This window comes from Streptomyces sp. NPDC001604 (assembly GCF_042893475.1).
Classification (GTDB): domain Bacteria; phylum Actinomycetota; class Actinomycetes; order Streptomycetales; family Streptomycetaceae; genus Streptomyces.
Window position 1 is genome coordinate 963,226 of sequence record NZ_JBIAUY010000001.1, and the last position, 25,341, is coordinate 988,566.

Consider the following 25,341-nt stretch of genomic DNA (forward strand, 5'->3'; position numbering starts at 1 on the left):
TCAACTCCCTGCTAGCTCCCCGTACTCCGATACGACCTCAGGCCCGCCCGCCACGCCAGACCGGACAGCGCGAGGCACGCCACCGCCACCAGCGGCGGCGCGAAGGCCACCCACTGCGGCAGCCCGAGCGGTATCGGCCGCCCCAGCACATAGGCCGCGGGCAGCCAGGTGACGAAGGCCAGCGGCAGCAGGAACGTCACCCCGCGCACCAGCTCCCTGCCGAACACCGTCGGCGGATACTGCAGCAGCGTCGCGCCGCCGTACGTGAACGCGTTCTGCACCTCGGACGCGTCCTGCGCCACGAACTGGAAGGCGGCGCCCGCCACGAACACCGCGCAGAAGATCCCCGCGCCGCTCAGCACCATCACCGGCATCAACAGCACCTTCAGCGGCGTCCAGTCGATGTCGACGGCGGCCAGCGCATAGCCGAGCACCAGCGCGCCCTGCGTGATCCGCCCCAGCCGGCGCAGCGCGAAACGGTCGGCCGCGACCTGCGCCAGCACCGGCGCCGGACGCACCAGGAGCGTGTCCAGCGTGCCGTCGCGCACCCGCTGCCCCAGCCGCTCCATCGAGCCGATCGCCAGGTCCGCGAACCCGAAGGCGACGCTCGACAGGCCGTACAGGAAGGCGACTTCGGGCAGCGGCCAGCCGCCCAGCACCTTCACCCGCGAGAACATCAGCAGGATCCCCACGAAGTCCAGCGCGGTCACCGCGAAGTTCGCGAACGTGGTCATCGCGAAGGACGCCCGGTACGCCATCGTGGAGCGGATCCACATCCCGCCGATCAGGCGGTAGGCCCGCAGCCCGTCCACCACCCGGTTCACCTCAGCCACCCTGAACGACCACCCTCCGCGTCGCCACCGACTGCAGCAGCCGCCCGGCCCCCAGCAGCACCACCGCCCACATGCCCTGGAAGGCGAACGTGGCCCATGGATCGGCCTCCCCGAGCAGCACGTCGGCCGGCTTCTGCAGCAGCGCCGACCACGGCAACTCCCGTACGACATCACCGAGTGCGCCCGGGAACACATTGAGCGGCAGCATCATCCCCGAGCAGAAGAACCCCGCGAGCATGGTCATGTGTGTCACGCCGGTGCCGTCCATCAGCCAGAACGTCAACAGCGCGATCAGGTACCGGATACCGAAGCCGACCACCATGGCCAGCACCAGGGCCACCAGGAACGCGGCCCAGGCCGCCAGATCCGCCGGCAGCGCCACCGGAAAGACCAGTGCACCGAACGCGAACGGGATGACGCCCCGGCCGAGCAGTTGGAACAGCGCGCGCCCCACGTCGGCCGCCAGCCACCACAGTTGGAGATCGGCGGGCCGGTACAGGTCGATCGCGACGTCCCCCGTCCGGATCCGTTCCATCAACTCGCCCTCGACGCCGCCGCCCCCGATCGCCAGCGCCGCGAAGATCGCCTGCCCCACCCACACATAGGTGACGGCCTGTGCCTGGTCGTACCCTCCGAGGTGCGGTTTCTCGTCCCACAGGGCCAGATACGTGTAGACGAGGATCACTCCGAAGACGGTGTTGGTGAACACCCCTGCCGCAGTGGCCGCCCGATACGTCGCGTAACGTCTAAAACCGCCCGCTACGACGGCCGCGTACAACCGTCCCGAGCCCACGTCAGTCAACCTCCCGGACCGCCCGACACCGAAGCGCAGGAGCCTAGTCCGCTGGTAGTGACGTACGCCACGCATTTTCCCGAGGGGACGCGTGCCGTGATCCGGGAACGGAACGCATGGTGCGAGAGTCTTCAAGAGGGGGCGCAGATGGCGTACGAGGGCGTACGGGAACGTACGACGCGAAACAGGAGTCCGTGCACGAGATGAGCGACCAGCCGCAGCCGCAGCAGCCGAACCAGGGCTGGGCACCGAGAGACCCGCAAGGCGCTGCCGAGCCGGGCGCTCCCCTGCCGGGCGGCGGGAAGCCGAAGCGGCCCCGGCGCACCGGCTGGCGCCGGCTCATCCCGACCTGGCGGATGGTGCTCGGCACCTTCGTCATCGGCACACTGCTGCTGATCGGCCTGTTCTTCCTCGGCTACTCCCTGGTGCAGATCCCGCCGGCCAACGCCCTCGCCACCAAGCAGGCCAACGTCTACCTCTACGCGGACGGCTCCCAGATCGCCCGCGACGGTGACATCAACCGCGAGAACGTGACGCTCGCCCAGGTCTCCAAGGACGCCCAGCACGCCGTCCTGGCCGCCGAGGACCGCGACTTCTACTCCGAGTCCGCCATCGACCCCAAGGCGATGCTGCGCGCCGCCTGGAACACCGCCACCGGCAAGGGCAAGCAGTCCGGCTCGACGATCACCCAGCAGTACGTGAAGAACTACTACCTCGCGCAGGAGCAGACCCTCACCCGCAAGGCCAGGGAGTTCTTCATCTCGATCAAGCTGGACCGGGAGCAGCCCAAGGACAAGATCCTCGAGGGCTATCTCAACACCAGCTACTTCGGCCGCAACGCCTACGGCATCCAGGCCGCCGCCCAGGCCTACTACGGCCAGAACGCCACCAACCTCGACCCGGCCCACGCCGCCTACCTCGCCGCGCTCGTCAACGCCCCCAGCGAGTACGACGTGATCGCGCACCCCGAGAACAAGACGGCGGCCGTGGCCCGCTGGAACTACGTCCTCGACGGCATGGTCAAGAAGGGCTGGCTGAGCGAGGCCGAGCGGGCCGGCCTGAAGTTCCCGATGCCGAAGGAACAGACCGTCTCCACCGGCATGTCCGGACAGCGCGGCTACATCGTCACCGCCATCAGGGACTACCTCACCAAGAACAAGATCGTCACCACGGACGACCTCGAGGCCGGCGGCTACCGCATCACCACGACCCTGCAGAAGAGCAAGCAGAACGCCTTCGTGAAGGCCGTCAACGACAAGTTGATCTCCAAGCTCGACAAGAAGAACAACAAGGTCGACAACTACGTCCGCGCGGGCGGCGCCTCCGTCGACCCGAAGACCGGCAAGGTCGTCGCGATGTACGGCGGCATCGACTACGTCAAGCAGTACACGAACGGCGCGACCCGCGGCGACTTCCAGGTCGGCTCCACCTTCAAGCCCTTCGTCTTCACCTCGGCCGTCCAGAACCACTCCATGACGCAGGACGGCGAGACCATCACCCCGAACACCTACTACGACGGCACCGACAAGCGCCCTGTGCAGGGCTGGTCCGGCGGCAGCTACTCCCCCGCGAACGAGGACGACCGCTCGTACGGCGACATCACCGTGCGCACCGCCACCGACAAGTCCGTCAACTCGGTGTACGCGCAGATGGCCGTGGACGTGGGCCCCGACAAGGTGAAGGACACGGCGGTCGCACTCGGCATCCCGTCCGACACCCCCGACCTGACCGCGACGCCCTCCATCGCGCTCGGCGTGAACACCGCCAGCGTCCTCGACATGGCCGAGGCCTATGCGACCCTCGCCAACCACGGCGAGCACAGCACGTACACGATGATCGACTCGATCACCAAGGACGGCAAGGACGTCGTGGCGCTGCCGAAGGGCACCCACACGAAGGCCGTCAGCCGAGAGGCCGCCGACACCACCACCTCCATCCTGCAGAGCGTCGTCGACAACGGCACCGCGACCGCGGCCCAGAATGCGGACCGCCCCGCCGCCGCCAAGACCGGCACCGCGGAGGAGGACACGGCAGCCTGGTTCGCCGGCTACACACCCGATCTCGCGACCGTCGTCTCCGTCATGGGCCAGGACCCGGTCACGGCCGCCCACAAGTCGCTGTACGGCGCGCTGGGCCTGCCCCGCATCAACGGCGGCGGCCCGCCCGGGGACATCTGGGCGCAGTACACGAAGGCCGCCCTGAAGGGGAAGCCGGCGACGGACTTCGACCTCCAGCTCCAGCCGGGCGCCGAGGAGACCGAGCCTCCCGCCACCACCGAACCCACGGAGCAGCCGGGCACGGGCGGCACCACCGGCCCCACGCCCACCACGAACGGCCAGAACAACCAGGGCCAGACCCAGGGCCAGAACAACGGCGGCGCCACCAACGGCGGGACCAACACCACGGGCAACACCACGACCGGCGGCACCACGGGCGGCAACACCACCGGCGGCACGACGGACGGCGGGAACACCACGACGGGCGGCGCGACCGGCGACACGACGGACGGCGGGACCACGGCGGGCACGGACACCGGGGGCACCGCCGACGGCGGCACGACGGCCGGCACCGACGTGGGCACGTCGGCGGGCACGGGCGGACCTCCGACCTGACACGACGAAGAGGGCTGGTGACGACGGTCACCAGCCCTCTTCACCGCTGAACAGCTCCTACAGATACAGGCCCGTCGTGTCCTCGGACCCCTCGAACCGGTCCGCGGCCACGGCATGCAGGTCACGCTCACGCATGAGCACATAGGCGACGCCCCGGACCTCGACCTCGGCACGGTCCTCCGGGTCGTACAGGACCCGGTCGCCCGGCTCCACGGTCCGTACGTTCTGACCCACCGCTACGACCTCGGCCCAGGCCAGCCGACGCCCGACCGCCGCCGTGGCGGGGATCAGGATGCCCCCGCCCGACCGCCGCTCGCCCTCGCCGCTCTCCTGCTTGACCAGAACCCGGTCGTGCAGCATCCGGATGGGCAGCTTGTCGTGCTGGGTGCTGTGCTCGTTTCTCTTGGCGCTCACGCCTCGAACCTACCTGCCTTTGCCACGTCCGTACGCCGCCGGGTCGGCCCTTGCTCAGCCCCGGCGCCGCCGGGTCCCGAGCGCGAGCAGCCCGACCAGTCCTACGGCGACGACCGCCACCGGCACGATCCGCTCCAGCCTGGGCGCGCCCTCCTCGTCCACGAACTGCGCCTTCACATCGCTCACGACCTTGTTGACCCCGACGTAGGCCCGCCCGAGGGTCTGGTCGATGTTCGACACGACCTTGGCCTTGGCGTCGCCGACGATCGTCTTCGGATGCACCCGCACCCCGATCTCGTCGAGCGTCTCGGCCAGCACTTCGCGGCGGCGCGTGATGTCCGCCTCGATCTGCGCCGGGGTTCTGGTGTCCGACGTGTCCGCCACCGTGGGGCCTCCGAAGTCGCCTGATGCCTGCCTGCTGCTACTTGTTCTGGACAGTCTGTCAGTTCCGCCCGCCACCGCACCGTCAGGACCCCCGGTTACGCTGGTCCGATGAGCGAGCGACTCCAGCCGGGGGACGTGGCCCCCGACTTCACCCTCCCCGACGCCGACGGCAACGACGTGTCCCTCTCGGCCCACAAGGGCCGCAAGGTCATCGTCTACTTCTACCCGGCGGCCCTCACGCCCGGCTGCACCAAGCAGGCCTGCGACTTCACCGACAACCTGGAACTGCTGGCCGGCGCCGGTTACGACGTCATCGGCATCTCCCCGGACAAGCCGGAGAAGCTGGCGAAGTTCCGCGAGAAGGAGTCCCTGAAGATCACGCTGGCCGCCGACCCGGAGAAGACGGTCACCGAGGCCTACGGCGCGTACGGCGAGAAGAAGAACTACGGCAAGACGTACATGGGCGTCATCCGCTCCACGGTGATCGTGGACGAGGAGGGCAAGGTCGAGCGGGCGCTGTACAACGTGCGGGCGACGGGGCACGTGGCCAAGATCATCAAGGAGCTCGGCATCTGAGGTCCGTTTCTGCTGCTGGGCGGCTCGCACTGGGACACCCAGGTGCGGGCCGCTTTAGGTTTCGGGCATCACACAAGCGGTGGCCGAGGCCCGCAATTGGGCTCGGGACAACCGCCGGGAGAACCTGCGGTATCTATGCCCCAACTGCCATGCGCTGACAGAGACGTGGTGCCGCCAGAAGGGGAGGGCACCCCTCGCCGCGTAACTTGCTCTACCCGTACACTGAACGCTGCCGGTCGAGCGTGATGACCGTTTTTGAGCGGCCGTGATGGAATTTGGCAGTCATGCTGGGTTTAGGTCCCAGTGGGTTCACACCCGTGTGGGTTCGAGTCCCACCGGCCGCACGTGCAGAGGGGCCGTCCGCCAGGACGGCCCCTCTCGTGCCTCAGCCCAGCAGCTCCCGCACCACCGGCACCAACGCCCTGAACGCCTTCCCCCGATGGCTGATCGCGTTCTTCTCCCCCGCGCTCAGCTCCGCGCACGTCCGCGTCTCCCCCTCCGGCTGGAGGATCGGGTCGTAGCCGAAGCCGTTCGTGCCCACCGGAGCGTGCCGCAGCACGCCCCGCAGCTGCCCCTCGACCACGCGCTCCTGGCCGTCCGGCAGTGCCAGTGCCGCCGCGCACGCGAAGTGGGCGCCCCGGTGTTCGTCCGCGATGTCCGACAGCTGGGCCAGCAGCAGCTCCAGGTTGGCCCGGTCGTCGCCGTGCCGCCCGGCCCAGCGGGCGGAGAAGATGCCCGGGGCGCCGTGCAGCACGTCCACGCACAGGCCCGAGTCGTCGGCGACCGCGGGCAGGCCCGTCGCCTGGGCCAGGGCGTGGGCCTTGAGCAGGGCGTTCTCGGCGAACGTCACGCCTGTTTCCTTGACGTCGGGGACGTCCGGATACTCCTCCGCCCCGACCAGCTCATGGGCGAGTCCTGCTTCGGCGAGGATCGCCCTGAGCTCGGTGATCTTTCCGGCGTTGCGGGTGGCGAGGATCAAGCGCGTCGTCATGGGGCAACAGTACGGCGCGCCCGGTGGGGGTACTACGAGGTGCAGACCTTCGTGAGTTCGCCCGCCGCGTCCGTGACGGGGCTGACGTCCGGGGTCTTGTCGCCGTTCTTGATGGCGGTGCGGACGTTCGCGACGGCCTTGTTCAGGTCGTCGACCGCCTTGTTGACGTCGGCGTTGTCGGTCTTGTCGCCGATCTTGTCGAGGTTCTTGTCGATGGAGGCGAGCGACTCGTCGAGCTGGGTCGGGTCGTTCGAGGCGTTTTCGACGGCCTGCTGGAGGTCGGTGACGCTGTCGGCGATGGTGTCGGCGGTCTGGACGCAGTCCAGGGCCTTGTCGACGGCGTCGCAGCCGGTGGTGAGGCCCGCGGTCAGCACTGTGGCTGCCAGCGCTGCGATGGTGACGGTGATGCGGCGGCCTCGGCTCCCGGCCATGACTGTGGTCCCTCCGTTGTCCAGGCCCGTGGGCCCCCCGTACTGGTCGGGCGCACGGTGGTGTGCCGTGCGCCCGCATCCGTAGGGACGCCGGGACGGGCCTCGGGGTTGCCTCGGGCCGCCGTTCCGCTTGGTGCGTCCTTTACTTTTCGAGGACCGTATCAAGCGCCTTGCGCTGCAGGACAGCGAGTTCCGAGCAGCCGGAAACCGCCAGGTCCAGAAGGGAGTTGAGCTCCTCGCGGGCGAACGGCTCGGCCTCCGCGGTGCCCTGGACCTCGACGAAGCGGCCGTCGCCGGTGCAGACGACGTTCATGTCGGTGTCGGCCCGTACGTCCTCCTCGTAGCAGAGGTCGAGGAGCGGGACGCCGCCGACGATGCCGACCGAGACCGCCGAGACGGTACCGGTGAGCGGCTGGCGGCCGGCCTTGATCAGCTTCTTGCCCTGGGCCCAGGCGACCGCGTCGGCCAGGGCCACGTATGCGCCGGTGATCGCGGCCGTGCGGGTGCCGCCGTCGGCCTGGAGGACGTCGCAGTCGAGGACGATGGTGTTCTCGCCGAGCGCCTTGTAGTCGATGACGGCGCGCAGGGAGCGGCCGATGAGGCGGCTGATCTCGTGGGTGCGGCCGCCGATCTTGCCGCGTACGGACTCGCGGTCGCCGCGGGTGTTGGTGGCGCGGGGCAGCATGGAGTACTCGGCGGTCACCCAGCCCTCGCCGCTGCCCTTGCGCCAGCGGGGGACGCCTTCGGTGACGGAGGCGGTGCAGAAGACCTTGGTGTCGCCGAAGGCGATGAGGACGGAGCCCTCGGCGTGCTTGCTCCAGCCGCGTTCGATGGTGATCGGGCGGAGTTGTTCGGGGGTGCGACCGTCGATTCGAGACATGGCGATGAGCCTAGCCGTACAAGCGGAGAGGGCCCCTCCCCCGGTGGGAAGGGGCCCCGATGAGTGAGTGCGGGCCGGGGTGGCCGTGGCTCATCTCACGTCGGTTCACATCATGTCTTCGATCTCCGCGGCGATGGGGTCGGCGTCGGTGCCGATGACGACCTGGATCGCGGTGCCCATCTTGACGACGCCGTGGGCGCCGGCGGCCTTCAGGGCGGTCTCGTCGACCAGCGAGGCGTCGCTGACCTCGGTGCGGAGCCGGGTGATGCAGCCCTCGATCTCCTCGATGTTGTCGATGCCGCCGAGCCCGGCAACGATCTTCTCAGCCTTGGTGGCCATGTCAGTCTCCTCACGCACGGTTGGCTCAACTTCTCGAGCGATCGCGTCGTGCGTACCGAAGGATGACGTCACAGCAGCCATATCGCCCGTGACTGGTCTACACCACCTGACAGGCGGTCGCCAACCCATGAGTGCTACCACGGAGATCTCCCCTGCCCGGCGGCGATGGAACACATTGTTCCAGGGTCTGCAGAAGATGGGCCGCAGTCTCCAGCTCCCGATCGCGGTGCTGCCGGCAGCGGGCATCCTCAACCGGCTCGGTCAGCCGGATGTCTTCGGGGACGACGGGCTGGGGTGGACGAACGTCTCGAAGGTGATGGGCGGTGCGGGCGGCGCCCTGCTCGACGGTTCGCTCGGGCTTCCCCTTCTCTTCTGCATCGGCGTAGCGATCGGCATGGCGAAGAAGGCGGACGGTTCGACGGCGCTCGCGGCGGTGGCGGGCTTCCTCGTCTACTACAACGTGCTGCGCCAGTTCCCGAAGGACTGCCCGGGCGGGTCGAAAGCGGTCGCCGGGGTCGGCTGCCAGGTCTCCGACGGCACGGTGACGGCGTTCACGTACCAGAATCCGGGGGTCTTCGGCGGCATCGTGATGGGTCTGCTGGCCGCGTTCTTCTGGGCGCGCTATCACCGTACGAAGCTGGTGGACTGGCTCGGTTTCTTCAACGGGCGGCGGCTGGTGCCGATCATCATGGCGTTCGTCGCGATCGCGTTCGCCGCGCTGTGTCTGTGGGTCTGGCCGCCCATCGGTGACGGCCTGGAGAACTTCAGCGACTGGCTCGACGGGCTCGACGCGTGGGGTGCGGGCATCTTCGGTGTGGCGAACCGGGCGCTGCTGGTGGTGGGGCTGCACCAGTTCCTGAACGTGCCCATCTGGTTCCAGTTCGGCAGCTACACCAAGCCCGACGGCACGGTCGTGCACGGTGACATCAACATGTTCCTGGCGGGCGATCCGAACGCGGGCCAGTTCACCTCCGGGTTCTTTCCGATCATGATGTTCGCGCTGCCGGCGGCGGCCCTCGCGATCACGCACTGCGCGAAGCCGGCCCGCCGGAAGGAGATCGGCGGGCTGATGCTGTCCGTCGCACTGACGTCGTTCGTCACGGGTATCACCGAGCCGATCGAGTACTCGTTCCTGTTCGTCGCGCCGTTGCTGTACGCGATCCACGCGCTGCTGACGGGTGTGTCGATGGCGGTGACGTGGGGGCTCGGGGTGCACGACGGCTTCAGCTTCTCGGCCGGGTTGATCGACTACGTCATCAACTGGAACCTGGCCACGAAACCGTGGGCGATCGTCCCGATCGGGCTGTGCTTCGCCGCGCTCTACTACGCGATCTTCCGTTTCGCGATCACGAGGTTCGACCTGAAGACTCCGGGGCGGGAACCGGAGGAGGAGCACGAGGACGTCACGCAGCCCTGACAAAAGCCTTCTGCCACAAGTGAGTTGGGCCCCCGGACCGCTGGTTCGGGGGCCCTTCCCATGCGCACGGAAGGCCTGCGGAGCCCCTGGGGAAGATCACTCGACCTGAACGGTGCGTAGCGTTCCGATTGCGGATTTCGCGGGTTCCTTTATGCGGACTTCATCTGCTACAACAGGTCTACACCACTGAGTGGTGTAGACCACCACCCGATGGAGGAAGTCTATGACCACCGCCACCGCGCCAACGGCGGCCCCCACGAAGAAGTGGGGATCCGGCCTGCTCCAGGGCCTGCAGAAGATCGGCCGCAGTCTCCAGCTCCCGATCGCCGTGCTTCCGGCGGCGGGCCTGCTGATGCGACTCGGCCAGCCCGACGTCCAGGCGAAGCTGCATCTGCCCACCGACGTCGCCAAGGTGTTCGCCGGGGCCGGCGGTGTGCTGTTCGACGGCTCGTTCGGACTGCCGCTGCTGTTCTGCATAGGCGTGGCCATCGGCTTCGCGAAGAAGGCCGACGGTTCCACGGCACTCGCCGCAGTGGTCAGCTTCCTGACCTACTACGCGGTGATCCACCAGTTCCCGATCAAGGACGGGCACGAGGGCGCCACCTACACGCCCGTCGCCCCCTTCGGCGGCTTCTGGCAGAAGGGCCACGGGGTCGCGGAGGCCGCGACCTTCCAGAACCCGGGCGTGCTCGGCGGCATCATCATCGGCCTGCTGACCGCCGTGCTGTGGCAGCGCTACCACCGCAAGAGGCTCGTGGACTGGCTCGGCTTCTTCAACGGCCGCCGACTCGTTCCGATCATCACAGCCGTCGTCGGTGCCGCCCTCGGTGTACTGGTCGTCCTGGGCTGGCAGCCCATCGGTGACGTCATCACCAACTTCGGCGAGTGGATGACCGGGCTCGGCTCCTTCGGTGCGGCGCTCTTCGGTCTGATCAACCGCGCGCTCATCCCGATCGGCATGCACCAGTTCGTGAACTCGGTGGCCTGGTTCCAGATCGGCGACTACACCAACTCCGCCGGCACCGTCTTCCACGGCGACCTGCCCCGCTTCTTCGCAGGCGACCCGCATGCAGGCATGTTCATGACCGGATTCTTCCCGATCATGATGTTCGGCCTGCCCGCCGCCGCCCTGGCCATCGCGCACTCGGCCCGCCCCGAGCGCCGCAAGGCCGTGATGGGCATGATGATGTCGCTCGCCCTGACCTCGTTCGTCACGGGTGTCACCGAGCCGATCGAGTTCTCGTTCATGTTCATCGCTCCGGTGCTGTACGCGATCCACGCGGTGCTCACCGCCGTGTCGATGGCCGTGACGTGGGCGCTGGGCATGCACATGGGCTTCAGCTTCTCGGCGGGTCTGACCGATGTCTTCATCAACTGGGGCATCTCCACCAAGCCCTGGCTGCTGATCCCGGTCGGCCTGGTGTTCGGCGCCATCTACTACGTCGTCTTCCGCTTCGCCATCGTCAGGTTCAACCTCCCCACCCCGGGCCGCGAGCCCGAGGAGGAGCTGGAGGACCTCACCAAGGCGTGAGCCCCGCCCTCAGGGCATGAGCAGGCCCCGGCACCGAAACAGGTGCCGGGGCCTTCTTCTACGTGCGGACGTCAGATCTCGTACGTCTGCCTCGGCGCCGCCAGGGCCACCGGTCCGTCGAAGACCGCCTGGGCGTCCGCCAGGTTGACCTGTGGGTCCGTCCACGGCGGGATATGGGTCAGGACCAGCCGCCGGGCGCCCGCCCGGGCCGCTGTCTCGCCCGCCTCGCGGCCGTTGAGGTGCAGGTCGGGGATGCTCTCCTTGCCGTGCGTGAAGGCGGCCTCGCACAGGAAGAGGTCGGTGTCGCGGGCGAGTTCGTCCAGGACGGAGGTCGTGCCCGTGTCGCCGGAGTACGTCAGGGACTTCCCGCCGTGCTCGATGCGGATGCCGTACGCCTCCACGGGATGGGCCACGCGTTCCGTGTGCACCGTGAACGGGCCGATCTCGAACGTGGACGGCTTGACCGTGTGGAAGTCGAAGACCTCGCTCATGGAGGAGGCGGTGGGGGTGTCGGCGTAGGCGGTGGTCAGCCGGTGTTCCGTTCCCTCGGGTCCGTAGACGGGAATCGGGTCGCAGCGGCCGCCGTCGTGCCGGTAGTAGCGCGCCACGAAGTAGGCGCACATGTCGATGCAGTGGTCGGCGTGCAGATGGCTGAGGAAGATCGCGTCGAGGTCGTAGAGACCGCAGTGGCGCTGCAGCTCGCCAAGGGCACCGTTGCCCATGTCGAGAAGCAGCCGGAAGCCGTCGGCCTCTACGAGGTAGCTCGAGCAGGCCGATTCCGCGGACGGGAACGACCCCGAGCAACCGACGACGGTGAGCTTCATGAAGCAGAAACCTCCGCTGGCGGGAACTTTTCCGGGAAGGAGAACGGGGGTCGTGCGGTCCGTCGAGCGTAAGGCGCAAAACGTCCGGTCGCTCCTCAGGAAAGGGCTGTTGTGGGCGAACTCACCTGTGGTGTCACCGGTTCGGCTGGAAGCGGGGCGGGTGAGGCGTGAGAGGGCCGTCACGGGTTGCGCAGAGGGCGCGCGACGCTGATCGTGCGCCGGTAACGTCTTCGTATGGACACGTCATGGTGGCTCGCGCTCGCGGCGGTGATACTGCTCGCGCTGGTCGCCACGCTCGTCGACGGCTGGGGGCGGGGGCGACGGCCCGCGGGGCGCCGGACGCGGCCGCCGGGCCGGCCGGGCGTACGCGGTGGCGGGCGGCCCAGGCCCGCGGAGATCTGGTGGGCGAACGTTCCCTACGAGGACCGGCCGGGCAACAAGGACCGGCCCTGTCTGGTGCTGGTGGTGCACGGGGAGCGGGCGGTCGTCGCGAAGATCACCAGCAAGTACCACGACGAGCGGGCCGGGGTGATCCCGTTGCCCCCCGGGGCCGTCGGCGATGCGCAGGGGCGCGCGAGCTTCCTGGAGACGGACGAGCTGCGCGAGGTTCCGGTGTGGGAGTTCCGGCGGAGGGTGGGTGTGGTGGACCCGGTCCTGTGGGACCAGGTCCGTCACCTGGCTACTTGAGCCCCGCGCCATGAGCCCTTCGGGCGGGCCCAGGAAGGACTACGCCCAGAGCTGACCCTGCAGCGTCTCGATGGCTTCCTCCGTCGTGGCCGCCGTGTAGACGCCGGTCGACAGGTACTTCCAGCCGCCGTCGGCCACGACGAACACGATGTCCGCGCTCTCGCCGGCCCTGAGGGCCTTGTTGCCGACGCCGATCGCCGCGTGCAGGGCCGCGCCGGTGGAGACGCCCGCGAAGATGCCCTCCTGCTGCAGGAGTTCACGGGTGCGGGTGACGGCGTCCGCCGAGCCGACGGAGAAGCGGGTCGTCAGCACGGAGGCGTCGTACAGCTCCGGTACGAAGCCCTCGTCGAGGTTCCTGAGCCCGTACACCAGGTCGTCGTAGCGCGGTTCCGCGGCGACGATCTTCACGTCCGGCTTGTTCTCGCGCAGGAAGCGGCCGACGCCCATCAGCGTCCCCGTCGTCCCGAGGCCCGCCACGAAGTGGGTGACCGAGGGGAGGTCGGCGAGGATCTCGGGGCCGGTCGTCGCGTAGTGCGCGCCCGCGTTGTCCGGGTTGCCGTACTGGTAGAGCATCACCCAGTCCGGGTGCTCGGCCGAGAGTTCCTTGGCCACCCGGACCGCGGTGTTGGAGCCGCCCGCCGCCGGGGAGGAGATGATCTCCGCGCCCCACATGCCGAGCAGGTCGCGGCGCTCCTGCGAGGTGTTCTCGGGCATCACGCACACCATGCGGTAGCCCTTGAGCTTCGCGGCCATGGCGAGCGAGATGCCGGTGTTGCCGCTCGTCGGCTCCAGGATGGTGCAGCCCGGGGTCAGACGGCCGTCCTTCTCCGCCTGTTCGATCATGTGCAGGGCCGGGCGGTCCTTGACCGAGCCGGTGGGGTTGCGGTCCTCCAGCTTGGCCCAGATGCGGACGTCCTCGGACGGCGACAACCGCGACAGGCGCACCAGAGGTGTGTTGCCCACCGCGGCCAGCGGGGAGTCGTAGCGCATGCGGATCAGGCCATGCCGCCGGCCACGGCCGGCAGGATCGTGACGTTGTCGCCGTCGGCGACCTTGGTGTTGATGCCCTCGAGGAAGCGGACGTCCTCGTCGTTCAGGTAGACGTTGACGAAGCGGCGCAGCTCGCCGTTGTCCACGATGCGGGCCTGGATGCCCGCATGCCGGGTCTCGAGGTCGGCGAAGAGCTCGGCGAGGGTGTCCCCGTTGCCCTCCACCGCCTTCTCGCCGGCGGTGTAGGTGCGAAGGATGGTGGGGATGCGGACCTCGATGGCCATGGCTCAGGGCTCCTGTCGGGAGTAGTCAGTCGGTGGGCGCGCGGCAGCGCAGTGGAGCGTGTGGTGCACAAGGCGCCGCGGCTCACGGCCGTACGGCGGCAGGGATCAGCGCGTACAGATGGCGCTCTGCAGCCTGCACAGGTCGACGTGCAGCCGCGCCACGAGCAGCATGCCCGGCGTCTTGTCGCTCACGTCGTGGAAAACCATGGGGTCATCGTATCGATTCCCGGAGCCGGTCCCGGAGTGTGATCTCGCATACTGGACGAATTCTGACCGAACCGCGAGATCAGTAGGCCTCCACGACCGTGACCTCCTCCTCCGTGACCTCGCCCTCCACGATCCGGTACGAGCGGAACTGGAAGTCGCCGAGGCCGTCGGTGTCCGCGGTGGAGACCAGGACGTAGTGGGCGCCGGGCTCGTTGGCGTAGGAGATGTCGGTGCGGGAGGGGTAGGCCTCGGTCGCGGTGTGGGAGTGGTAGATGACCACCGGCTCCTCGTCGCGGTCGTCCATCTCGCGGTAGAGCTTGAGCAGGTCGCCGGAGTCGAACTCGTAGAACGTGGGCGACATGGCCGCGTTCAGCATCGGGATGAACCGCTCGGGGCGGTCCGAACCGGCCGGGCCCGCGACGACGCCGCACGCCTCGTCGGGGTGGTCCTTGCGCGCGTGCGCGACGATCTGGTCGACGAGGGCCTGGGTGATGGTCAGCATGTTCGTCAGGATATGCAGGGGGACTGCCAGGACAAGCAGATGGGCCGTCCCGTACCGATGGGTGGTACGGGACGGCCCGGATGCCGAACAGAGAGCTGGGTCAGCCGACCTTCTCCAGCTCGGGCTCGCGCCGCCGGGTGACCTCCGGGTTGCTCGCCTTGAGGACCGCCCAGCCGATGCCGAGGACGACCGCCCAGCCGGCCATCACGTAGAGGCAGACGCGGGAGTCGGCGTCGTAGGCGATCAGACCGGTGACGAAGAGCAGGAACACGATCGCGATGTACGAGCACACCGCGCCGCCCGGTGCCGGGAAGGACGAGGCGGGCAGCCGGCCCGCGACGACCGCGCGGCGGTAGAGGACATGGCTGATCAGGATCATCAGCCAGGTCCAGATGCCGGCCGCGGTGGCCACCGAGGTGACGTAGCCGAACGCCTTCTCCGGGACGATGTAGTTGAGGACCACGCCGATGCCCATGAAGGCGACGGAGACGGTGATGCCGAGGGCCGGGGTCTTGGAGGCCGACAGCCTGGCGAAGGCGCGCGGGGCCTCACCGTTGTCCGCCAGCGTGCGCAGCATGCGGCCCGTGGAGTACATGCCCGAGTTGCAGGAGGACAGGGCCGCGGTCAGGACGACGAAGTTGACGATGCCGGCGCCGGCCGGAATGCCGATCAGCGCGAACGCCTTCACGAACGGGCTGACCCCCTCGGCGAACTCGGTCCACTTGACCACGCAGAGGATGACGGTGAGCGCGCCGACGTAGAACAGCGCGATGCGCCAGGGCAGGGTGTTGATCGCCTTGGGGAGGGTCTTCTCCGGGTTCTCGGACTCGCCGGCCGTGACGCCGACCAGCTCGACGGCGAGGTAGGCGAACATGACGCCCTGCAGGGTCATCAGGGACGAGCCGACGCCCTTGGGGAAGAAGCCGTCGAACTGCCAGAGGTTGGCGACCGAGGCGGTGTCACCGGCGGCGCTGAAGCCGAAGGTGAGGACGCCGAGCCCGATCACGATCATGCCGATCAGCGCGGTGACCTTGACCATCGAGAACCAGAACTCCAGCTCGCCGAAGAGCTTCACGGAGATCAGGTTGACCCCGAAGAGGATCACCAGGAAGACCAGGGCGGTCGTCCATTGCGGGATGTGCGGGAACCAGTAGTGGACGTAGATCGCGGCGGCCGTCAGCTCGGCCATGCCCGTGACGACCCACATCAGCCAGTACGTCCAGGCGGTGAAGTAGCCGAAGAACGGGCCGAGGAACTCGCGGGAGTACTCCGCGAAGGAGCCCGAGACCGGGCGGTAGAGGAGCAGCTCGCCGAGCGCCCGCATGATGAAGAAGATGATCACGCCCGCGAGGGCGTACATGAAGATGAGGCTGGGGCCGGCCTTGGCGATGTTCGCCCCGGCACCCAGGAAGAGGCCGACGCCGATGGCGCCGCCGATCGCGATCATCTGGACCTGGCGGCTGCCGAGCCCGCGCTCGTACCCCTCTTCGGCCCCCTCGGGGGCGTTGTCCGTACCGACCTGAGCGGAGGTCATGTGGTGGTGCGCCTTTCTCCATTCCGACCCCGGGCCTCTCGTCGGCCCCGGATCGGGTCTCGATCCCCCCGGATAGATGGAGCTGGGCGGGTTCTGCGGACCCGCCCGTGCCTGGCCGGCGATCCGCCGGCTCGGTGGCGCACCCGGCTGAACATGGGTGGTGTTCGCCGGGCGGTCGTGAAGATTTATCACGGCCGCAAGCTTGATCGTCCGAGCGAAATGTGGCGCACGCCACAGGGAGAACCGGACAAAGGCCACCCCACGGGCGCATAGAAGGCGACCCTGGTGACCTCATCGTTATCCGGATTTGAGCGTCCTCTGAGCGAACGCCGCACGCCTTGGATCAGGGCATAAGGGTCGAGACGAGCGTCTCCTGGAGGCCGCCCAGCCACAGATACGCCATCACCATCGGCTTGCGCGGGTCCTCGTCCGGGAGTCGGTAGAGGAGGTCGGTGTCGTCCTCGTCGGTGATCTCGAGGCGGGAGCCGATCGCCAGGCGCAGGTCGTTGAGAGTGCCGAGCCACAGCCGGGACTCCTCGGCGGACAGCTTGAGGATCGCCCCGCCGTCGCCCGCCGGTGTGAGTGCGTCCAGGGAGCGGATCACGGCGAGGGCGCTCTCACGCTTGGCGGCGCGCAGGTCGTTCTCCGTGTAGCGGCGGAACTCGGCGGAGTACGCCCGCTGCTCCTCCGCCTCCTCGGGCCCGGGACTGCCCTCCGGGTCGCTGTAGGCGTCCGGGAAGAGCCGCCGGAGGACGGGGTCCTTCGGGGGCTCGCTGGGGCCCTCGGCGAAGAGCTCGGCCAGCGGGTCGTCCGGGGCGTCCTCACCGGGGCCGGGTCCGACGAGCTCCAGGAGCTGGACGGCCAGCGACCGGATGATGGAGATCTCGACGTCGTCGAGCGCGACGGCCGCGCCGCCGCCGGGGAGCGGTTCGAAGGTTCCTGGCATCAGGTTGAGTCGCTACTTCCGGTCCTGCTGGAGGGTGGCCCACAGTCCGTAGCCGTGCATCGCCTGCACGTCGCGTTCCATCTCCTCGCGAGTGCCGCTGGAGACGACCGCCCGGCCCTTGTGGTGGACATCGAGCATGAGCTTGGTGGCCTTGTCCTTGGTGTAGCCGAAGTACGTCTGGAAGACGTACGTCACATAGCTCATGAGGTTGACCGGGTCGTTGTGGACGATCGTGACCCAGGGGACGTCCGGCTCGGGTACGGCGAAGACCTCTTCCGCAGATTCGGTCCGTTCGATCTCAAGGGGAGCGGGTGACGTCACACAGCCCATGCTGCCACGGGCCCCACAAATCGTCACACTGACGCAAAGGGGTGTACCATTCCTTGCCATGAACACAGCGGACCTTGGGCTGCCGGTGGACGTTCCCTCGACGGCGCTCTTCACGGACCAGTACGAGCTCACGATGCTGCAGGCCGCCCTGAAGGCCGGTACGGCCGAACGGCGAAGCGTCTTCGAGGTCTTCACCCGGCGGCTGCCCGAGGGGCGGCGCTACGGCGTGGTGGCCGGCACCGGGCGGGTCCTGGACGCCGTGGAGAACTTCCGCTTCGACGCGGGCGTCCTCGGCTTCCTGCGCGAGCGGAACATCGTCGACGAGGCGACCCTCGAGTGGCTCGCCTCCTACCGCTTCTCCGGTGACGTGTGGGGCTATCCGGAGGGCGAGGTGTACTTCCCGGGCTCGCCGATCATGCGGGTCGAGGGGTCGTTCGCCGAGGGCGTGCTGCTGGAGACGGTGATCCTCTCCATCCTCAACCACGACTCCGCGATCGCCGCGGCCGCCTCCCGGATGTCCTCGGCCGCCGGGCACCGCCCGCTGATCGAGATGGGCGCCCGGCGCACCCACGAGCTCGCGGCCGTCGCCGCCTCGCGCGCCGCGTACGTGGGCGGCTTCGCCTCCACCTCGGACCTCGCGGCCGGGTTCCGCTACAACATCCCGACCGTCGGCACCTCCGCGCACGCCTTCACCCTTCTGCACGACCGCGAGCGGGACGCCTTCCAGGCCCAGGTGAACTCGCTCGGCCGGAACACCACCCTGCTCGTGGACACCTACGACGTCGCCGAGGCCGTCCGCACGGCCGTCGAGATCGCCGGGCCCGAGCTGGGCGCCGTACGCATCGACTCCGGCGACCTGCTGCTGGTCGCGCACCGGGTGCGGCAGCAGCTGGACGAGCTGGGCGCGACGGCCACGAAGATCATCGTGACCTCGGACCTCGACGAGTACGCCATCGCCTCGCTGGCCGCGGCGCCCGTGGACGCGTACGGCGTCGGGACGCAGCTGGTCACCGGGTCCGGGCACCCGACGGCCTCGATGGTCTACAAACTGGTGGCCCGCGCCGAGTCCGACGACCCGAAGGCTCCGCTGGTGCCGGTGGCGAAGAAGTCCAGCGGCGGCAAGACGTCCATCGGCGGCCGCAAGTGGGCCGCGCGGCGCCTCGACGCCGACGGCGTGGCGGAGGCCGAGGTCGTGGGCACCGGCATCGTCCCGCCCGAGCTGGCGGACCGGCAGCTGCTGGTCGAGCTGGTCAAGGGCGGTGACGTGGTGGCGCGCGAGCCGCTGGACGTCGTACGCGACCGGCACACGGCCGCGCGCGCCACTCTGCCGCTGTCCGCGACCCAGCTCTCGCGCGGGGAACCGGTCATTCCGACGGAGTACGTACACGGGCGCTCGGGTAGCTAAAGCAGGTGCCGCCGGATACGCCCCGTGACGCCCCCTCCCCTACCGGACGGGAACTCAATACGCTCGGAAGTTCAATGGCCGGGCCCGCACCCCTCCCCCGACCCCATCGTCGAGAAGGACACCCACCATGCGCCGCGCCTTGATCGTCGTTGACGTGCAGAACGACTTCTGCGAGGGGGGCAGCCTCGCCGTGGCCGGGGGTGCCGACGTGGCCGCCGCCATCACCGAGCTGATCGGGCAGGCGGGCGGCTCCGGCTACCGCCACGTGGTGGCCACCCGCGACCACCACATCGCACCCGGCGGCCACTTCGCCGACAACCCCGACTTCCGGCACTCCTGGCCCGCGCACTGCGTCGCGGGCACCGAGGGCGTCGGCTTCCACCCGAACTTCGCGCCCGCCGTCGCCTCCGGGGCGATCGACGCCGTCTTCGACAAGGGGGCGTACGCGGCGGCGTACAGCGGGTTCGAGGGGGCCGACGAGCACGGCGTGAAGCTCGCCGACTGGCTGCGCGCCCGGGAGGTCGAGGAGGTCGACGTCGTCGGGATCGCCACCGACCACTGCGTGCGCGCCACCGCGCTGGACGCCGCGAAGGAGGGGTTTCGCACCCAGGTGCTGCTCGATCTGACCGCGGGAGTGGCCGAGGACACCACCGAGCGGGCTCTGGAGGAGCTGCGCTCGGCGGGTGTGGAGTTGTCCGGGAAGCCTGTGGTTGCCTGAGCGTGCGCGCTCTGGGGTGCCGCGCTGGGTGGTCGGGCGTCTACAGGTCCATTGTGGCTGGTCGCGCCGTTCCTCGCGCCCCTTCAGGGCGCTGCCTCAGCAGGGCCCTGACCGGGTGCCACAGCTCCTGGGGAAGCTCCGGGCCGTGCACGACACCGATGTCAGGTGCCGTGCGCCATATGAGGCCGTCGGGGTGGTGCAGGACCGCGGTGATCTCGTCGGGGGTCGGCGGGGCGGCGTTGCCCCTCAGGTAGACCGCCCGCATGCCCAGGTTGCGCAGCCTGGTCAGGGCGCGCGCCCGGTTCTGGGCGTGCACGAGGAAGCGTATGCAGCCCGTGCCGTCGGCGGTGGGGCTGGGCAGGTTCAGCGCCACCACCACGCTGCCTGTCGGCAGCTTGCAGAAACCTCCTGCGGCCATGCAGTCACACCCCCGTGCGAGTCGATGTCGTTACCGGTGTCAATAAGGGAAGCACAGGACGCACCTAAACACGATCGGCGGCGACCCGCCAGGGGGTCGCCGCCGATACGCTTCTGACCTGCGGAAATGCCGACTACTTCACCGCGGGGCCGACCTCGACCTTGATCGTCGAGCCGTCCTTGGCCTCCCTGACGATCCTGATCTTGGTGTTGGTGTCAGTGATCTTGACGCCGGCGAAGGGGGTCGCTTCGTCGTAGTACGTGCTCGCGTGATCGTCGAAGACCGGCACGCCCCTCGACGACGGGAGCCTCGTCTCGACGTCCGCGTTGTGCAGCGTGATGCCGTCCGTGCGGTACAGGCTGAACGGCGAGTCGTAGGACTGGATACGGCTGCGCATCAGCGTGCCGTCGGACCACTTCAGCGGCGCCGGGTGCGAGTCGACGGGCAGGACCAGGCCGACACCGGGGTGCTGGCTGGTGTTGTTGTCCTGCTGCGAGGTGTCCCACTTCCAGATCAACAGGCCGTTCTGGTACGGGTAGTGCTCCACCCAGTCCGGACGGCTCGCCGAGAAGCCGAAGTTGTACGGGCCGACCTTCAGGGTCCTGTCGTACGACACGTACTGGCGGTTCTCCGCGATGTAGTACTGCTTGTAGTCCTTGGTGAAGGACGCGCCGATGCGGGAGAAGCCGGTGGCGGTCCAACCCGGGTCAGCGCTCTCGGCGTTGTCGCTGAACAGCGCCGTACCGTCCGCGGTCACCGTGATCTCGTCGGCCGCGAAGCCCTTCAGCGCCACACCGCCGTCGGTCTGGTACCGGAAGCGCAGTCCGATCTTCTGGCCCGCGTAGGCGTCCAGCGGGTACGACAGCTTCTTGTAGCCGTCGACCGTGCCCGTCAGCGCCGGCTTGCCGCTGCCGTCACGCGGGACGGCCTGGCCGTCCACCGTGCCGTCCAGCGGGGTCCAGTTGGCGCCGCCGTCGGTCGACACCTCGGCGTAGAGGTAGTCGAAGTTGGCCTCGATGTCGTAGTAACCGTCGAGGGCGAGGGTGGCCTTGGACTTGCCCGTGAGGTCTACCGACCGGGTCAGCGTGTTCTTGAGGTCGTTGCCGCTGCCGCTCCACCACTGGGACGCACCCTGCGCCGGGGTGACCACGTCGGTGGTGACCGCCTTGTCGGGCAGCGAGACCACCAGCGCCTGCTTGTTCTTGGTGTTGTACTCGGCGACACCCAGCTTGTGCTTCGACTTCGTCGCGGCCTTCGCCGTGTCGTAGTTCAGCCAGCCCAGCTGCAGCTTGTCCCAGGCGTTGAAGTTGCCCGGCAGGTCACCGATGGCGTCCTTGCCGCGGCCGAGCCAGGAACCGTTGGACATCAGCGTCCAGAAACCGGTCGAGTTCTCACCGGCGTTGGTGGTGTCGTAGTGGTCCGGCAGGCCCAGGTCGTGGCCGTACTCGTGGGCGAAGACGCCGAGTCCGCCGTTCTCCGGCTGGATGGTGTAGTCGCCGACCCAGATGCCGGTGTCGCCGATCTGCGCACCGCCCAGCTTGTTGCCCGCGGGGCCGGTGACACCGGTGTCGCTGCCGAACGCGTACCAGCGGTGCGCCCAGATCGCGTCCTTGCCCTGGGCGCCGCCGCCCGCGGACTCGTCCTCGCCGGCGTGCACGATCTGGAAGTGGTCGATGTAGCCGTCGGGCTCGTTGAAGTTGCCGTCGCCGTCGTAGTCGTAGCGGTCCCACTGGTCGAACTTCGCCAGGTCCGTCTTGATGGCGGCGTCGGACTTGCCGGCCGCCTTCTGCTGGGCGACCCACGCGTTCACGCCGTCGCTGACGACGTTCCACACGCTCGGGCAGTTGGTGGAGCCGCAGGCGTTGTTGCCGTAGCGGGCCTCGTTGTAGGGGACCTTGACCCAGTCGGCGACCTCGCCGTCCACCGAGTAGCGGCCCGAGGACTGCTTCTCGTAGAAGGACTTCATGGAGTCGGTGCCGGTGCCGAAGTAGAGGTCCTGGAAGTGCTTCTGGTTGTAGTCCGCCTGCCAGGCGGTCGAGTTGTCCTTCGCCCGGTCGGGCCGGGCTATCTGGTTGTGCGCGGGGCCCGCCGTGCCGCCGTAGGTGCTGTCTGTCTTGTCGCCGAACTCGACCAGGATCGTGAAGATCTTGTCGGTCTTCTCCCGGCCCAGTTCCACGTACTTGCGGTCGCCCTTCTTGCCCTTCAGCTGGACGACCTGCGAGCCGCCCCGGTCCTTGACCTGGGCCTGGCCGGATATGACCTGGTTCAGGGCCTCCTGGCGCTGGGCATCCCGGGTCTTGGAGAGCGGACCGTCGAGGTCGTCCTGCTCCATGCTCCTGACCGCCGCCGGGTCATGGCGGTCACGGGTGGCCGTCGCGGCCGGGTCGGCGGCCTGGGCCACGGCGAACGTCGAGAACGTGGCGGTGGCCGCAGCGAGCGCGACGCCGACCGCGGTTGCTCTGAACGTCCAGGGTTTTGGGGTCACTTGAGTTCCTCTTGGTCAAGGTGGCAAGTCAAGTGACGCAATTTGACTAGAGGTCGGTAAGAAAAAACAGACCTTGACTTGAACACAACAATTGCACTATGCGGAGTTCACGTTCGCTTTACGGACACCCTGACCGGCGCGTTCGAACGTCCACTTGATGGACGCCATGACTCCGTGCGCCCCCTGTGCACCGGCACTGTTGGTTAGGTCACGCTTACCGTTCGTTCCACTCGGGCATGCACGCGATTAGAGTCGGTTGGCGGACTGCCCGGAAATCGGCAGAAACCCAGGCCGACTCCCCCGTGTACCCCCACTTCCGAGGACACGATTGCCATGCCTCGTCCGACGCCCGCCCAGCTCGTCTACGGTTCGTGCACCGTGATCTTCTCGACGCTCGCCATGCTGCTGCTGTCGCAGACGAGTTCGGGCGTGGGGATCGCGGTCATCGCCTTCGCGGCTCTCGCCCTCGGGCTACTGGTCGCCATGACGGTCCCACTGCCCAGGCCCAGGGTGGTCGCGGTCCGGCAGCCCGCGACCGTGGAGGCGGAGCAGGAGGTCCCCGTACCGGCCACGGTCCCCGAGCCCGTGCACGAGCGCGCCGCGTCCTGACCCGCCGCCTCAATGGGTGCTGACCACCACGGTCTTGGCGGCCTTGTCGTGCAGGCCCTGTTTGTACGGGCGGTCGAAGTAGCTCCAGCCGCCCGCGATCGCGGTCCAGATGCACGCGCAGCAGAACGCGAACGGGATCCACAGCACCGCCGCGCGGGTCAGTGAGGTCTGTACGGAGGGCGTGGAGCCGTTGTCGAGGTTGGCGACGCGCATGCTCAGCCACTTCTTGCCGAGCGTCTGTCCCGTCCTGCTGATCAGATACGTGTCGTAGCCGATGTAGAGCACGGCGGCGATCAGCGACTGCGCGAAGGACTTGGTGTAGGAGAGGTTGTTGCCGTTCACGTCGTACTCGTGGACGTTGAAGGCCCAGGTGAGCAGCCAGACCACGACGCCCACGAGGATCAGGTCGATGATCCGGGCGAGCGTGCGCCTGCCGCTGTCGGCGAGCGGGGGCATACCCGCGAGGGGGTCCGTGGGGTACTGGCCGCCGCCGTAGGGGTCACCGCCGTACGGCGGGGGTTGCCCGCCGCCGGGGCCGTCGTACGGTGAGCCCGACCCCTGGCCAGGAGGGGGCTGCTTCCTGAACGGGTCGTCCTCCGGCGGTCCGCCGGATCCGGGGGGCGGTTCGCTGCTCATGGCCCGAGTGGACCGCGAACCTCCCGGCTCCGCATCCGGCGAACGGCCGTCCGGAGTACCGGATCACCTGGGGCAGACGTCGTATGCGGTCAGCCCGCGACGAACGTACCCGCGGCCTTGTCGTGCCAGCACTGGTGCCACGGACGGTCGAACAGGCACCACAGGACGCCCACGACCCCGACGCCGAGCAGACCGGGCACGCTGTACACGAGCCAGCGGCGCAGCGCCCCGCCGAAGGTCGGCGGCTCGTGCGCCTCGATGTCCCGCACCTCCAGGCCCAGCAGCTTCTTGCCGAGGGTGCGGCCCCACCTGGCGGTGGGCAGCACCTCGTAGAGAACGCCGAAGCCCAGCAGGACGGCCAGGACGATGCCCAGGTACACCGAGGTCGTGCCGTCCAGCAGCCAGACGGTCACGGTCTGGCCGGAGAGCCTGGCCTCGTCGATCTTCTGGTTGACGTGGTCGACGGCCTTGGCGCCGAGCGGTACGGCGGCCACCGCCGTGACGCCCGCGAGGACCACGGTGTCCAGCAGCCGGGCGGCCAGCCGTTTGCCGAGGCCTGCGGGGCGGGCCGCCGCCTGGCGCATGGCGGCCGCCTGGAAGATGTCCTCGACCGGCGGCTTCCAGGGGGCCACGGGCTGGTCCTCGTCGGCGCCCGCGAGCCGGTGGACCTGCTGCGCCCAGGAGTGCTGGCCGCCGCCGGGGCCGCTGGTCATGGGGGTGGCGACGGGGGCGGGGGGCTGGGCAGCCGCTGCGGGCCGGGCGCCGCCGCCCTGCGGCGGGATCACCGGGGTGGCCTGCTGGGGGCCCGAAGGGGCGGGCTGCGCCTGCGCCGCTGCGGCGCGGTCGGCGGCCGCCTTGCCCGCGCCGAAGCCGGGCGCCCCCGTGCTGCCGTTCTGCGCCCCGCCCTGTCTGCCCGTGCGCTGGGACAGCGCACGGAACGTCATGGTGCCCTCGTCGGCCGCGGGGCCACCGGGGCCGGGGATGCCTCGGCCGGCCGCCGGTGGCTCCGTCTCCCCGGTCTGCGCCGTCGGCCTGCGGAACACGAAGGTGCCGTCCGGGGCCGGGGCGTCCGCGTCCGAGTCCGCCGGGGGGATCGTCGCCGTGCCGTCGGTGCGGGACGCCTGGCCGTCCGGTTGGGCCGGGGCGGCGTCGGCGAGGCGCGGGTCCGCGGACCGCGGGCTGCCCCAGGAAACCCGGCGGTCCTGGTCGCCGCCGAAGCCGGACTGTTGGGAGCTGTCGGCGCCCCAGGCTGCCGCGGGTTCGGGGCGGCCGCCGTGCTGGGCCGGGGCCGACTGCGGCACGGGGTCCTCGTCGAAGAAGTGCGGTCCCGTCTCCTCGATCGGAGCCGGGTCGCTGCCGGGCGGCGGGGCGAGCGACTCGCCGTCCGTCGGGGCCGGACGGCTGGTGCCCGGCACCCAGGACGCACCGTTCCAGTACCGGACATATCCGGGAATGGACGGGTCCGGGTAATACCCTTCGCGGGGCCTGTTGTCACCGGGTGCCGGGGTTGGGGCGCTCATGTCCGTCGTCCCGTATCTGCTCGGGGGTGAATATGGGGGCCTCCA

The 25,341-nt window shown here is 69.1% G+C and carries 28 protein-coding genes and 1 tRNA gene; 9 read left to right on the forward strand and 20 right to left on the reverse strand.

The window, feature by feature from the left end:
- Nucleotides 1-11 precede the first annotated feature (11 nt).
- Together ACFY1E_RS04415 and ACFY1E_RS04420 are read right to left on the reverse strand one after the other, a co-directional pair.
- Nucleotides 12-776: an ABC transporter permease gene (locus ACFY1E_RS04415; protein WP_389071641.1), complete on the reverse strand. Its 765-nt coding sequence runs from the start codon at nucleotides 774-776 to the stop codon at nucleotides 12-14.
- A 49-nt stretch (nucleotides 777-825) separates the two neighbouring features.
- Nucleotides 826-1,626: an ABC transporter permease gene (locus tag ACFY1E_RS04420; protein ID WP_389071241.1), complete on the reverse strand. Its 801-nt coding sequence runs from the start codon at nucleotides 1,624-1,626 to the stop codon at nucleotides 826-828.
- Nucleotides 1,627-1,829: 203 nt separating this feature from the next.
- On the opposite strand from ACFY1E_RS04420, the gene ACFY1E_RS04425 reads away from it, so the two are divergent.
- Entirely contained in the window at nucleotides 1,830-4,238 is a 2,409-nt protein-coding gene (locus tag ACFY1E_RS04425; protein ID WP_389071243.1) for a transglycosylase domain-containing protein, read from the forward strand.
- 57 nt (nucleotides 4,239-4,295) lie between these two features.
- Here ACFY1E_RS04425 and ACFY1E_RS04430 read toward each other — a convergent pair whose 3' ends face one another.
- Together ACFY1E_RS04430 and ACFY1E_RS04435 are read right to left on the reverse strand one after the other, a co-directional pair.
- Nucleotides 4,296-4,652, reverse strand: a complete 357-nt coding sequence (locus ACFY1E_RS04430; protein ID WP_030943670.1) for a co-chaperone GroES — start codon at nucleotides 4,650-4,652, stop codon at nucleotides 4,296-4,298.
- 54 nt (nucleotides 4,653-4,706) lie between these two features.
- Nucleotides 4,707-5,036 carry a DUF3618 domain-containing protein gene (locus tag ACFY1E_RS04435; RefSeq protein ID WP_389071246.1) on the reverse strand — a complete coding sequence of 110 codons (330 nt, stop codon included), beginning with the start codon at nucleotides 5,034-5,036 and terminating at the stop codon, nucleotides 4,707-4,709.
- Nucleotides 5,037-5,144: 108 nt separating this feature from the next.
- On the opposite strand from ACFY1E_RS04435, the gene bcp reads away from it, so the two are divergent.
- Nucleotides 5,145-5,612 carry a thioredoxin-dependent thiol peroxidase gene (bcp, locus tag ACFY1E_RS04440; RefSeq protein WP_389071248.1) on the forward strand — a complete coding sequence of 156 codons (468 nt, stop codon included), beginning with the start codon at nucleotides 5,145-5,147 and terminating at the stop codon, nucleotides 5,610-5,612.
- Between the two features lie 259 nt (nucleotides 5,613-5,871).
- Nucleotides 5,872-5,956 (forward strand) — tRNA-Leu (locus tag ACFY1E_RS04445).
- A gap of 41 nt (nucleotides 5,957-5,997) precedes the next feature.
- Here the strand turns inward: ACFY1E_RS04445 and rdgB are convergent.
- From rdgB to ACFY1E_RS04465, 4 genes are all read right to left on the reverse strand, one after another.
- On the reverse strand, nucleotides 5,998-6,603 hold the full coding sequence (gene rdgB, locus ACFY1E_RS04450) for an RdgB/HAM1 family non-canonical purine NTP pyrophosphatase (protein WP_389071250.1): 606 nt from the start codon (nucleotides 6,601-6,603) through the stop codon (nucleotides 5,998-6,000).
- Nucleotides 6,604-6,635: 32 nt separating this feature from the next.
- Entirely contained in the window at nucleotides 6,636-7,034 is a 399-nt protein-coding gene (locus tag ACFY1E_RS04455) for a hypothetical protein (RefSeq protein WP_389071253.1), read from the reverse strand.
- Nucleotides 7,035-7,176: 142 nt separating this feature from the next.
- Entirely contained in the window at nucleotides 7,177-7,914 is a 738-nt protein-coding gene (rph, locus tag ACFY1E_RS04460) for a ribonuclease PH (RefSeq protein WP_351476001.1), read from the reverse strand.
- Between the two features lie 105 nt (nucleotides 7,915-8,019).
- Entirely contained in the window at nucleotides 8,020-8,253 is a 234-nt protein-coding gene (locus ACFY1E_RS04465) for a PTS glucose/sucrose transporter subunit IIB (protein WP_030053528.1), read from the reverse strand.
- 127 nt (nucleotides 8,254-8,380) lie between these two features.
- On the opposite strand from ACFY1E_RS04465, the gene ACFY1E_RS04470 reads away from it, so the two are divergent.
- Together ACFY1E_RS04470 and ACFY1E_RS04475 are read left to right on the forward strand one after the other, a co-directional pair.
- On the forward strand, nucleotides 8,381-9,670 hold the full coding sequence (locus ACFY1E_RS04470) for a PTS transporter subunit EIIC (RefSeq protein ID WP_389071257.1): 1,290 nt from the start codon (nucleotides 8,381-8,383) through the stop codon (nucleotides 9,668-9,670).
- Nucleotides 9,671-9,893: 223 nt separating this feature from the next.
- On the forward strand, nucleotides 9,894-11,201 hold the full coding sequence (locus ACFY1E_RS04475) for a PTS transporter subunit EIIC (RefSeq protein WP_099929181.1): 1,308 nt from the start codon (nucleotides 9,894-9,896) through the stop codon (nucleotides 11,199-11,201).
- Between the two features lie 71 nt (nucleotides 11,202-11,272).
- Here ACFY1E_RS04475 and ACFY1E_RS04480 read toward each other — a convergent pair whose 3' ends face one another.
- The gene (locus ACFY1E_RS04480) at nucleotides 11,273-12,025 is read right to left on the reverse strand and encodes an MBL fold metallo-hydrolase (protein ID WP_344402860.1); all 753 of its coding nucleotides are present in this window, start codon (nucleotides 12,023-12,025) and stop codon (nucleotides 11,273-11,275) included.
- Nucleotides 12,026-12,259: 234 nt separating this feature from the next.
- On the opposite strand from ACFY1E_RS04480, the gene ACFY1E_RS04485 reads away from it, so the two are divergent.
- On the forward strand, nucleotides 12,260-12,712 hold the full coding sequence (locus ACFY1E_RS04485) for a type II toxin-antitoxin system PemK/MazF family toxin (RefSeq protein WP_389071261.1): 453 nt from the start codon (nucleotides 12,260-12,262) through the stop codon (nucleotides 12,710-12,712).
- Between the two features lie 39 nt (nucleotides 12,713-12,751).
- On the opposite strand, the gene ACFY1E_RS04490 is transcribed toward ACFY1E_RS04485, so the two are convergent.
- From ACFY1E_RS04490 to clpS, 7 genes are all read right to left on the reverse strand, one after another.
- Entirely contained in the window at nucleotides 12,752-13,702 is a 951-nt protein-coding gene (locus ACFY1E_RS04490) for a PLP-dependent cysteine synthase family protein (protein ID WP_389071264.1), read from the reverse strand.
- A gap of 5 nt (nucleotides 13,703-13,707) precedes the next feature.
- Complete coding sequence (locus ACFY1E_RS04495) at nucleotides 13,708-13,986, reverse strand: MoaD/ThiS family protein (protein ID WP_115907918.1); 279 nt, start codon at nucleotides 13,984-13,986, stop codon at nucleotides 13,708-13,710.
- 105 nt (nucleotides 13,987-14,091) lie between these two features.
- Nucleotides 14,092-14,193 (reverse strand): putative leader peptide, encoded by a 102-nt coding sequence (locus ACFY1E_RS04500; protein WP_311736770.1) that lies wholly within the window; start codon nucleotides 14,191-14,193, stop codon nucleotides 14,092-14,094.
- Nucleotides 14,194-14,272: 79 nt separating this feature from the next.
- Nucleotides 14,273-14,695, reverse strand: coding sequence for a Mov34/MPN/PAD-1 family protein (locus ACFY1E_RS04505; RefSeq protein WP_037710631.1), 423 nt, complete (start codon nucleotides 14,693-14,695; stop codon nucleotides 14,273-14,275).
- A gap of 100 nt (nucleotides 14,696-14,795) precedes the next feature.
- Nucleotides 14,796-16,229 (reverse strand): amino acid permease, encoded by a 1,434-nt coding sequence (locus tag ACFY1E_RS04510; RefSeq protein WP_389071268.1) that lies wholly within the window; start codon nucleotides 16,227-16,229, stop codon nucleotides 14,796-14,798.
- 343 nt (nucleotides 16,230-16,572) lie between these two features.
- On the reverse strand, nucleotides 16,573-17,175 hold the full coding sequence (locus tag ACFY1E_RS04515; protein WP_389071270.1) for a DUF2017 domain-containing protein: 603 nt from the start codon (nucleotides 17,173-17,175) through the stop codon (nucleotides 16,573-16,575).
- A 12-nt stretch (nucleotides 17,176-17,187) separates the two neighbouring features.
- Entirely contained in the window at nucleotides 17,188-17,505 is a 318-nt protein-coding gene (clpS, locus tag ACFY1E_RS04520; protein WP_030943626.1) for an ATP-dependent Clp protease adapter ClpS, read from the reverse strand.
- Between the two features lie 58 nt (nucleotides 17,506-17,563).
- On the opposite strand from clpS, the gene ACFY1E_RS04525 reads away from it, so the two are divergent.
- Nucleotides 17,564-18,910 (forward strand): nicotinate phosphoribosyltransferase, encoded by a 1,347-nt coding sequence (locus tag ACFY1E_RS04525; RefSeq protein ID WP_389071273.1) that lies wholly within the window; start codon nucleotides 17,564-17,566, stop codon nucleotides 18,908-18,910.
- A 127-nt stretch (nucleotides 18,911-19,037) separates the two neighbouring features.
- Nucleotides 19,038-19,628, forward strand: coding sequence for an isochorismatase family protein (locus ACFY1E_RS04530; RefSeq protein ID WP_389071276.1), 591 nt, complete (start codon nucleotides 19,038-19,040; stop codon nucleotides 19,626-19,628).
- 40 nt (nucleotides 19,629-19,668) lie between these two features.
- Here the strand turns inward: ACFY1E_RS04530 and ACFY1E_RS04535 are convergent, their stop codons facing one another.
- Together ACFY1E_RS04535 and ACFY1E_RS04540 are read right to left on the reverse strand one after the other, a co-directional pair.
- Nucleotides 19,669-20,046 carry a hypothetical protein gene (locus tag ACFY1E_RS04535; protein ID WP_389071278.1) on the reverse strand — a complete coding sequence of 126 codons (378 nt, stop codon included), beginning with the start codon at nucleotides 20,044-20,046 and terminating at the stop codon, nucleotides 19,669-19,671.
- Between the two features lie 133 nt (nucleotides 20,047-20,179).
- Complete coding sequence (locus ACFY1E_RS04540) at nucleotides 20,180-22,531, reverse strand: immune inhibitor A domain-containing protein (protein ID WP_389071281.1); 2,352 nt, start codon at nucleotides 22,529-22,531, stop codon at nucleotides 20,180-20,182.
- A gap of 333 nt (nucleotides 22,532-22,864) precedes the next feature.
- Between ACFY1E_RS04540 and ACFY1E_RS04545 the strand changes: the two genes are divergently transcribed.
- A complete protein-coding gene (locus tag ACFY1E_RS04545) occupies nucleotides 22,865-23,140 on the forward strand; it encodes a hypothetical protein (RefSeq protein WP_389071284.1) in 276 nt (91 codons plus the stop codon).
- 9 nt (nucleotides 23,141-23,149) lie between these two features.
- Here the strand turns inward: ACFY1E_RS04545 and ACFY1E_RS04550 are convergent, their stop codons facing one another.
- Nucleotides 23,150-23,776 carry an RDD family protein gene (locus ACFY1E_RS04550; protein WP_389071286.1) on the reverse strand — a complete coding sequence of 209 codons (627 nt, stop codon included), beginning with the start codon at nucleotides 23,774-23,776 and terminating at the stop codon, nucleotides 23,150-23,152.
- A gap of 89 nt (nucleotides 23,777-23,865) precedes the next feature.
- Nucleotides 23,866-25,296: an RDD family protein gene (locus ACFY1E_RS04555; RefSeq protein ID WP_389071288.1), complete on the reverse strand. Its 1,431-nt coding sequence runs from the start codon at nucleotides 25,294-25,296 to the stop codon at nucleotides 23,866-23,868.
- Between the last annotated feature and the right edge of the window lie 45 nt (nucleotides 25,297-25,341).